The sequence below is a fragment of the Pseudomonas sp. SDO55104_S430 genome (assembly GCF_054070595.1).
This window is the reverse complement of the sequence record NZ_JBSVXG010000239.1, coordinates 1-8,375: the sequence shown is the minus strand read 5'-3', so window position 1 is coordinate 8,375 and position 8,375 is coordinate 1. Positions and strand designations below refer to the sequence as shown.

Below are 8,375 nucleotides of genomic sequence, written 5' to 3'. Positions count from 1 at the left end.
TCAATTCTTCAGAACGCCTTGGTCTGCCCTCTGTGGGAGCGAGCCTGCTCGCGATGGCGTCTTATGCCGCAGCGCGATTCGGATTCAACCGCACCCCACCCACACGCACCTCGATCTGCTCTTTGAGCCCCTGCCGCAACCCCAGCATGAACGCCACCTCGGCCACCACAAACAACGGTCCGACAATCAACCCCGTCACATCATCGACAAACGCCGGCTTGCGCCCTTCGTAGTGATGCCCGACAAACTGAATCGCCCACCCCACCACAAACATCCCCACGCCGCTGCTCAGCCACACCAGCGTGCTCTGCTGCGCCAGCACGTGCCCCGCCCAGACACAAAGCCCCAGCAACACCGTCATCAGCACCCCAAGACGCAATTCCAGGCGCAGGTAGAACCACGCCGAAGCCAGCGACACCAGCACCGCCGGAGACAGCCAGCCGCCACCCCATTGCGGACGCGACAACAACACCGCCACTGCCACCACAATCAGCGGAATGCCGATGAAGTGGCTGGCAATGTTGCGCGGGTCACGGTGGTAGGCGGCGTACTGACCGAGATGGTCAACGAGGCTTTTTTTCATTGTTATTCCTCCTGTAGGGTGACTGATCATGCCTCGGGGCCGTTTCACGCTCTGTCAGCCAGGCGACAATCTCTAGGAGTTTTCATGGATATGCAGCTGTGGCGTGCGCGCCTGATGCGCGGTCAGTGGTTCAGCCATCTGCCTGTGTCCCTTCAGGATAGCCTGCTCAAGGCGGCACGCTTGCGACAGCTGACCGCGGGCCAGCGGCTGTTCCAGCGCGGCGATCCACCCTGCGGGCTGTACGCGGTGCTCGAAGGCGCTGTGCGTATCGGCTCGGTCAACGAGCAGGGCAAGGAGGCGCTGCTGAGCCTGGTAGAAGCGCCGCACTGGTTCGGCGAGATCTGCCTGTTCGACGGCCAGCCCCGCACCCACGACGCGTTCGCCATGGGCCCGTGCACGCTGCTGCACATCCCGCAGACCGCGCTGCTGGCCCTGCTGGACGAGCAGCCGGTGTACTGGCGGCAACTGGCGCTGCTGATGAGCCAGAAACTGCGCCTGACCTTCATCAATCTCGAACAGCTGAGCCTGATGCCCGCACCAACCCGAGTGGCCCACCGCCTGCTGATGATCGCCGACGGCTACGGCCAACTCGACCAACCCCGCCGCGTCCTGCAACTGCCCCAGGAACAACTGGCCTCGATGCTCTCGCTGTCGCGCCAGACCACCAACCAGATCCTTAAGGATTTGCAGGGGCAGGGGATTATCGGGCTGGCGTATGGCGAGATTGAAATCCTGGATGCCGTGCGGTTGCGGGCGTTGGCGGCGATCTGAACGTGCAAGCGGCTTCAAGTCAGTTAGACTCTCAAAACGCATCAAATATGATGCATTTTTAGTAATGTCTATAAATTGCATCCTATACGATGCAGGTGATTGCGATGGAACAGCTCGGTGAATTGATCAGAACCCTGCGAAAAGCGCACAAGCTGTCCCAAGAGGCACTGGCCAAACAGTACGGCATGAGCCGCGCAACGATCTCGGGCATTGAAAACAACACCGTCTCCGAGATCGGGCTGCGCAAGGTCGAGGCCATCCTCAATGGCTTCGGCTATGAGCTGACCGCCGTTCCCCGGCAATCGAAACGCCCGACCCTCGATGCGCTGCAGAAGGTGAATTTCCATGACTGAGTCGACGGATCGACTGCACATTCGCGTTGCCAACAGCGCGGTTGGCACCCTTGGGCGTGAGCCGCTTCGCGCGGACAGTGTGTTCACTTACCGTGACGACGCCCGTGAGGAAAACGCCGTGTCACTGACGATGCCTATCCGTCTGGAGAGTTATGGATGGGAGCGTGGCATTCACCCGATCTTCGAGATGAATCTGCCCGAAGGGGCGCTGCGCGACGAACTGGTTCGACGGTTCAGCAAGGCCGTGCGCGGTTTCGATGATTTCTCTCTGTTGTCGATCGTGGGGCCGCATCAACTGGGGCGCTTGTCGATTGCCAGCGATTCGGCGCTGGATTGCCCACCGGAAACCTCACTGGCGGATCTGCTTGTACACGATGGCACCCAGGGGCTGTTCGAAGACCTGTTGCACACCTACAGCCAGTACTCCGGCGTATCGGGTGTTCAGCCCAAAGTGCTGGTGCGCGACAGTGCGGCGACTGTGGATCGTCTGACTCACCGTGGCTCCACCCATCTAGTCAAGGCCTTCCGGGCCGAAGAGTATCCGGAACTGGCGACCAACGAGTACTTCTGCATGCGCGCCGCGCTCCACAGCGGGCTGCAAGTGCCGAAGTTCGAACTGAGTCAGCAGGGCAAGTTTCTGACCGTCGAGCGCTTTGATTTGAGTGAGCGTGGCTACCTGGGTTTCGAGGATTTCTGCGTACTCAATGGCTGGCCATCCAAAGCCAAATACGATGGTTCCTACGAAGGCGCGGCACGGCAGATCAAGGCCTTCGTTTCACCGAATTTGTTGACCCCTTCACTCGAGGCATTCTTCAAGACGGTAGCCTTGTCGGCCGGGTTGAAAAACGGTGACGCGCACCTGAAGAACTTCGGCGTGCTGTATGAAGATTGCGCCGCACAAACTTCGATCCGACTGGCGCCGACTTACGACCTCATCACCACGTCCGTCTACATCAGGAACGACAGCATGGCGCTGTTGCTGGGTGGGTCGAAGGCATGGCCGAAGTACAAAATGCTCATGCGTTTCGGTCGTACGGCATGCAACCTGACCGAGGGCCGCTGCCATGAACTGCTGCAACAGGTTGCCCATGGCATGCAGGTTGCGATGGAAGAAATGTTCGATCACTGCCGAACCCATCGGGCATTCACCGACGTCGGCACGATGATGATCGAGCAGTGGAAAGCCGGGATGGAGCGCAGTCTGGTCAAGGACTGAAAACTTCCACCAATCTTTCAGCCCAACCCATCCCGAAACTGCCCCGGCGTCATCCCCGTCCAGCGCTTGAACGCGCGGCTGAAGCTGCTGGTATCAGCGAAGCCCAGCAAATAGCTGATCTCACTCAACGAGCATTGCGGATCGCGCAGGTGCAGCAGCGCCAGGTTTTCGCGGCTTTCGTTGAGCAGGGTATCGAACCGGCAGCCCTCGTCAGCCAGATGCCGTTGCAGGCTGCGCAGACTCAGGTGCAGCGCCTTGGCAATGTGCTCGGCGCTCGGTTCGCCTTCGGGCAGTTGCTCCTCGATGGCATCGCGCACCTTGCGTTCCCAGGTCAGCGGTTTGAGTTGCGCCAGGGTACGCTTGAGCACGGTTTCGTTGTGTTCGGCCAGTTCCGGGTTGGCGTCGTCAAGGTGGCTGTCGAAGTCGACCAGGGCAAATTCCAGGCGGTCCTCGCTGGCGCCGAAGTGCACCGGCGAGCGGAACACCTTGTGCCACTGGTGCGAGTCCGCCGGTTCCGGGCGGCGCAGGTAGACCGCCAGCGGCGCGTAGTCGCGACCCAGGCGATTGCGGCAGGTGCGCACGTAAATGGCGGTGAAGGCGTCGATGGCTTCGAAGGCCGGGGGGAGATTGCCCGGGAGGATTTTCAGGCGGAACAGGTAGCGGTCTTCGGCGCGAGTCAGCTCAAGCTCCAGCGCATCGCTGACCACCTGGTGATAACGCACGATGCGCTCGAACACCTCGCGCAAACTGCCGCTGGCCACCAGCGCATAACCGAGGGCGTGGAAGGTGGTCGGGCTGACGAAACGCGAGACGCGCAAACCGATCGCCGGATCGCCGCTGGCCTGCACCGCCAGCTCCCACAACCGCGTGGTGCCGGACAACGGATAGCGGGCGTTGGGGTCGTCCATCAGCTGCGGATCGAGCCCGGCCTGTCGGCACAGTGCGTTGCTGTCCAGACCCAGGGCATCGAGTTGCTTGCGCAGGGCGCGGGTCCAGCTGGCGAGGGAGGTCGGTTCAGTCATGCTGATTGGCGCTTCCGGTCAACAGGTTGGCGTTCACGGCTACCGCTGCACGAAGGCGCAGCGATCAAGATGCGAACCATCAATAACCAGAGGATGGAAGCATGGACCGTACTTCTGCAAGTCCCCAGCGACTGAATGCTGCACAGCGATCGGCGCATATTCGTGAAGTGGTGCTGGCCAAGGGCGTCGAGTTGCGCGAGCGCTACCCGATTCTGAAGCATCAGGACGCCCTCGGCGCTGGCATCCTGGCCTTCGCCCTCGCCGGGATGATCGGGTCGGCGGCGCTCTACATCAGCGGGAATGTGGCGTGGTGGGTGTGCCTGCTGCTCAACGCATTTTTCGCATCGCTGACCCACGAACTGGAACACGATCTGATCCACAGCATGTACTTTCGCAAGCAGCGGGTGCCGCACAACCTGATGATGGGCCTGGTCTGGCTGGCGCGGCCGAGCACCATCAACCCGTGGATTCGCCGGCATCTGCATCTGAACCACCACAAGGTGTCCGGCACCGAAACCGACATGGAAGAGCGGGCGATCACCAATGGCGAGCCCTGGGGCTTTGCGCGGCTGTTGATGGTCGGCGACAACATGATGTCGGCGTTCATCCGCATGCTGCGGGCGAAAACCTGGGCGCATAAATTCAGCATCATCAAGCGCGTGCTGAAGGTCTACGCACCGCTGGCGCTGCTGCATTGGGGCGCGTGGTATGTGTTTCTCGGCTTCCATACGGCCAATGGCGTCGCGTATCTGATGGGGGCGCCGATCGAATGGTCGGCGACCACGCTGTCAGTGATGAACGTGATCGACATCGCCGCCGTGGTGATTATCGGTCCCAACGTGCTGCGCACCTTCTGCCTGCATTTCATCAGCTCGAACATGCACTACTACGGCGATGTGGAACTGGGCAACGTGATCCAGCAAACCCAGGTGCTCAACGCCTGGTGGCTGTGGCCGCTGCAGGCGTTCTGCTTCAACTTCGGCAGCACCCACGGCATCCATCACTTCGTGGTGAAGGAGCCGTTCTACATCCGCCAGATGACAGTGTCGGTGGCGCATGAAGTGATGCGTGAGATGGGGGTGCGCTTCAACGATATTGGCACCTTTGCCCGGGCCAACCGGTTTACCCGCAAGGAAACCGCAGAAGCCGAGCAAGCGCAGACCGCGCAGGCTTGAGCAACCCATCCGGAAACTCAAACGGAAAAATGACAGTCATCAAGTTGACCCAAAGAGTCGGTAGGTTTGATGCATGTGGGCCGGGGAGGGTTTAGGGATATATGCGATTTGGGCCTAATAAAGTAATTAAATATTCCTTTATTAGATAACCGATATCGCCAATCATCCGCTCCACAGCTGTTGAACACCGCTGGCAGTTTTGAGTTTCCGGGGCCGTCTCCTTGGCAGGGTGCGGTCCCTTTTTTTTGCCTGAAGAAAATGCCGACTTACCCCCTGTGGGAGCGGGCTTGCTCGCGAATGCGGTGGATCAGGCGGCATTTGTGTTGAATGACACACCGCATTCGAGAGCAAGCCCGCTCCCACAGTTGGTTGTTGTGTTATTCCTTATAGGTCTTAATAAATAGCTACTTATTCCTTAACGAATATAACTCTCCTCCCTATACTCGTTCGGGAACAGACACGCAGGAGAGCTCCCCCATGCGCAACGAATCAATTCGCTACCTGATTGTGCCGGGCTGGCAAGGATCGCCAGAAGATCATTGGCAAAGCCATTGGCACCACAGCCTGCCGAACAGCGCACGGGTGGAGCAGGCCGACTGGCTGACGCCCCGTCGTGAGGACTGGGTCGCGGCGCTGGCCGAAGCGATTGCCGCCGACAGCACACCGGTGATCCTGATTGCCCACAGCCTGGGCTGCATCACCGTCGCCCATTGGGCCGCCACCGCGCCGCTGCCGATGCTGCGTCAGGTGCGTGGCGCCTTGCTGGTCGCTCCGGCCGACGTCGAGCGCCCCGCGTGCGCTCCCGCCTTGCGCAACTTCGCACCGATTCCAACCGATCAGCTGCCGTTTCCGAGCCAAGTGGTCAGCTCCGACAACGACAGCGCCGTCAGCGCGCCGCGAGCCCTGGAACTGGCGCGCAACTGGGGCGCCGAAGCAGGAATTCTCGCCGGTGCCGGGCACATCAACGTGAAGTCCGGACATCAGCGTTGGGAGCAGGGCTTTGCCTATCTCTACCGCCTGCAGAGCCGAATGGAACACCACGCCCTGCGCCGCGCTTAAACCTTTCAACGCCCCCCGTCTCCCGGCGGTTTTGGGCGGGAGACTGCCATGAGTTTTGAAACCTTCGGTCAGCCGCTGCTGACCTTCCCCGACGCCGAAAAAAGTCCCCTGAGCATCCGCGCCAAGGCGCTGGTGTTCGTCGATCCACGCTCGCGGCAATTGCGCCAAGAGCTGGAGCAACTGGCCCCGCGTTCGATTTCGGTGCTGATCCGCGGTGAAACCGGCACTGGCAAGGAGTTGCTGGCGCGGCATATTCATCGCGCCAGTGATCGCGGCGGATTGTTCGTCTCGGTCAATTGCGGGGCGATCAGCCCGACTTACGCCGATGCCGAATTGTTCGGTTATGCCGCCGGCAGCTACAGCGGCTCGGCCAGCAGTCGCGCCGGTTGGTTCGGCTCTGCCAACGGCGGCACGCTTTATCTGGACGAAATTGGCGACCTGCCGCTGCCGATCCAGATCAAGCTGCTCGCGGCTCTGGAAAATCACGAAGTCACTCGGGTCGGCGCGCATCAGCCGAGCCCGGTGGATGTGCGCCTGGTGGCCGCCACCAGCATCGATTTGGCGCAAGCGGTCGCGGCCGGCAAATTCCATGAACGGCTATATCACTACCTCAGCGAAGGGCAGCTGGAATTGCCGGCCTTGCGTGAGCGGGTGGGGGACATTCTGTCGTTGGCCGAATACTTCCTCGGCATCTACAGCCAGCGTCTGGACCTGCCGGTGCCGCTGATCAGCGAAGCCGCGCAGCAGGTGCTGGAGCGACACAGCTGGCCGGGCAACACCCGGGAGCTGGAGAACGTCATTCACTTTGCGTTGCTGGTCAGTACCGGTGACGAGATCTTGCCGGAGCATCTGAACCTGCCCGAGCTGCACACGCCGATCGAACAAAAGCTCCTGCACCTGCTGCGCAATGGCACTCCCGCCGAAAAAGCCGCCCTGCAAAACCTCCTGTAGGAGCGAGCACGCTCGCGATGGTCGTTGACGATGACGCTGGGTGTCTGACTGCCCGCGGTGCCTGGACTTCTATCGCGAGCAGGCTCGCTCCCACAGGGTGAGGCCACAGGTTGTAAGTGTGGGCAGGTGCACTTGGAACGCGCGTGCCAGAGCTGTATGAGCAAAATGGAATATGAACGTGAATAAAAGATATTGTTCGGGAATAAAAAATCCCGGTATCTTCCGCGTCACGCCAGCGATAGCACATCACTGGCACACGTACTGTTAGCCGTCGCCACGAGCGACTGTGATTTTCGATAAGGACACTGCATGAAAAAGGTTCTGTTGTTCACCGCACTGGCGGCTGCCCTGACCGCGGGCCTGGCCCAGGCTGGCGAGAAACTGGTGGTTGCGGCGACCCCGATTCCACACGCTGAAATTCTGGAACTGATCAAGCCAACCCTCGCCAAAGAAGGCGTGGACCTGGAAATCAAAGTCTTCACCGACTACGTTCAGCCGAACGTGCAGGTCGACCAGAAGCGTCTGGACGCCAACTACTTCCAGACCCTGCCATACCTGAAAAGCTTCAACGAAGGCAAAGGCACCAACCTGGTGACCGTGATCGGCGTTCACGTTGAACCGTTCGGTGGCTACTCCAAGAAAGTCAAAACCCTGGCCGAGCTCAAAGACGGCGCGACCATCGCTATCCCGAACGAAGGCAGCAACAGCGGCCGCGCCCTGATCCTGCTGCAGAAGGCTGGCCTGATCGAGTTGAAAGACCCGAAAAACGCCCTGGCCACGCCAAAAGACATCGCCAAGAACCCGCACAACTTCAAGTTCAAGGAACTTGAGTCCGCCATGCTGCCGCGCGTTCTGGACCAGGTCGACCTGGACATGATCAACACCAACTACGCGCTGGAAGCGGGCCTGAACCCGGCTAAAGACGCGCTGGTGATCGAAGGTGCAGATTCGCCTTACGTGAACTTCCTGGTGGCCCGTCCTGACAACAAGGACAGCGACGCCATGCAGAAGCTGGCCAAAGCCCTGACCAGCCCTGAAGTGAAAGCTTTCATCGAGAAGAAGTACAGCGGCGCGGTATTGCCAGCGTTCTGATTCGCCCGGTAAACCTCTTTGCGGTTTCCAACGCCGACGGCTGATATAGCGTCGGCGTTTTTTATTGTGTTGAGGGGATGCTGTGGTGAAGAGCATTTCTGTGGCGAGGGGGCTTGTCGAAACGTCGCACCGCCCCGTTGGACTGCGCAGCAG

The 8,375-nt window shown here is 60.3% G+C and carries 9 protein-coding genes; 7 read left to right on the top strand and 2 right to left on the bottom strand.

Going from position 1 to position 8,375, the window contains the following annotated elements; genetic code table 11:
• Nucleotides 1–61: 61 nt before the first annotated feature.
• Nucleotides 62–583: an Mpo1 family 2-hydroxy fatty acid dioxygenase gene (locus ACW9JE_RS26150; RefSeq protein ID WP_224538831.1), complete on the bottom strand. Its 522-nt coding sequence runs from the start codon at nucleotides 581–583 to the stop codon at nucleotides 62–64.
• An 84-nt stretch (nucleotides 584–667) separates the two neighbouring features.
• On the opposite strand from ACW9JE_RS26150, the gene ACW9JE_RS26145 reads away from it, so the two are divergent.
• The 3 genes from ACW9JE_RS26145 (at nucleotide 668) to ACW9JE_RS26135 (ending at nucleotide 2,923) form a co-directional block, all read left to right on the top strand.
• Nucleotides 668–1,354, top strand: a complete 687-nt coding sequence (locus ACW9JE_RS26145) for a Crp/Fnr family transcriptional regulator (protein WP_457434378.1) — start codon at nucleotides 668–670, stop codon at nucleotides 1,352–1,354.
• Nucleotides 1,355–1,458: 104 nt separating this feature from the next.
• Nucleotides 1,459–1,707: a helix-turn-helix domain-containing protein gene (locus ACW9JE_RS26140; protein WP_457434377.1), complete on the top strand. Its 249-nt coding sequence runs from the start codon at nucleotides 1,459–1,461 to the stop codon at nucleotides 1,705–1,707.
• Nucleotides 1,700–2,923 (top strand): type II toxin-antitoxin system HipA family toxin, encoded by a 1,224-nt coding sequence (locus ACW9JE_RS26135; RefSeq protein ID WP_457434376.1) that lies wholly within the window; start codon nucleotides 1,700–1,702, stop codon nucleotides 2,921–2,923. The genes ACW9JE_RS26140 and ACW9JE_RS26135 overlap by 8 nt, the downstream gene beginning before the upstream one ends.
• Before the next feature lie 17 nt (nucleotides 2,924–2,940).
• Here ACW9JE_RS26135 and ACW9JE_RS26130 read toward each other — a convergent pair whose 3' ends face one another.
• Nucleotides 2,941–3,945, bottom strand: coding sequence for an AraC family transcriptional regulator (locus ACW9JE_RS26130; protein ID WP_457434375.1), 1,005 nt, complete (start codon nucleotides 3,943–3,945; stop codon nucleotides 2,941–2,943).
• A 101-nt stretch (nucleotides 3,946–4,046) separates the two neighbouring features.
• Between ACW9JE_RS26130 and ACW9JE_RS26125 the strand changes: the two genes are divergently transcribed.
• The 4 genes from ACW9JE_RS26125 (at nucleotide 4,047) to ACW9JE_RS26110 (ending at nucleotide 8,222) form a co-directional block, all read left to right on the top strand.
• Entirely contained in the window at nucleotides 4,047–5,120 is a 1,074-nt protein-coding gene (locus ACW9JE_RS26125; protein ID WP_457434374.1) for a fatty acid desaturase, read from the top strand.
• A 477-nt stretch (nucleotides 5,121–5,597) separates the two neighbouring features.
• Nucleotides 5,598–6,179 (top strand): alpha/beta hydrolase, encoded by a 582-nt coding sequence (locus ACW9JE_RS26120; RefSeq protein WP_224541340.1) that lies wholly within the window; start codon nucleotides 5,598–5,600, stop codon nucleotides 6,177–6,179.
• A 48-nt stretch (nucleotides 6,180–6,227) separates the two neighbouring features.
• Nucleotides 6,228–7,130 (top strand): sigma 54-interacting transcriptional regulator, encoded by a 903-nt coding sequence (locus ACW9JE_RS26115; protein WP_457434373.1) that lies wholly within the window; start codon nucleotides 6,228–6,230, stop codon nucleotides 7,128–7,130.
• Nucleotides 7,131–7,439: 309 nt separating this feature from the next.
• On the top strand, nucleotides 7,440–8,222 hold the full coding sequence (locus ACW9JE_RS26110; protein WP_224541335.1) for a MetQ/NlpA family ABC transporter substrate-binding protein: 783 nt from the start codon (nucleotides 7,440–7,442) through the stop codon (nucleotides 8,220–8,222).
• Nucleotides 8,223–8,375: the final 153 nt, after the last annotated feature.

Coding starts and splice junctions, on each gene's coding strand:
- ACW9JE_RS26150 (WP_224538831.1), bottom strand. CDS start 583: ATGAAAAAAAGCCTCGTTGACCATCTCGGTCAGTACGCCGCCTACCAC.
- ACW9JE_RS26145 (WP_457434378.1), top strand. CDS start 668: ATGGATATGCAGCTGTGGCGTGCGCGCCTGATGCGCGGTCAGTGGTTC.
- ACW9JE_RS26140 (WP_457434377.1), top strand. CDS start 1,459: ATGGAACAGCTCGGTGAATTGATCAGAACCCTGCGAAAAGCGCACAAG.
- ACW9JE_RS26135 (WP_457434376.1), top strand. CDS start 1,700: ATGACTGAGTCGACGGATCGACTGCACATTCGCGTTGCCAACAGCGCG.
- ACW9JE_RS26130 (WP_457434375.1), bottom strand. CDS start 3,945: ATGACTGAACCGACCTCCCTCGCCAGCTGGACCCGCGCCCTGCGCAAG.
- ACW9JE_RS26125 (WP_457434374.1), top strand. CDS start 4,047: ATGGACCGTACTTCTGCAAGTCCCCAGCGACTGAATGCTGCACAGCGA.
- ACW9JE_RS26120 (WP_224541340.1), top strand. CDS start 5,598: ATGCGCAACGAATCAATTCGCTACCTGATTGTGCCGGGCTGGCAAGGA.
- ACW9JE_RS26115 (WP_457434373.1), top strand. CDS start 6,228: ATGAGTTTTGAAACCTTCGGTCAGCCGCTGCTGACCTTCCCCGACGCC.
- ACW9JE_RS26110 (WP_224541335.1), top strand. CDS start 7,440: ATGAAAAAGGTTCTGTTGTTCACCGCACTGGCGGCTGCCCTGACCGCG.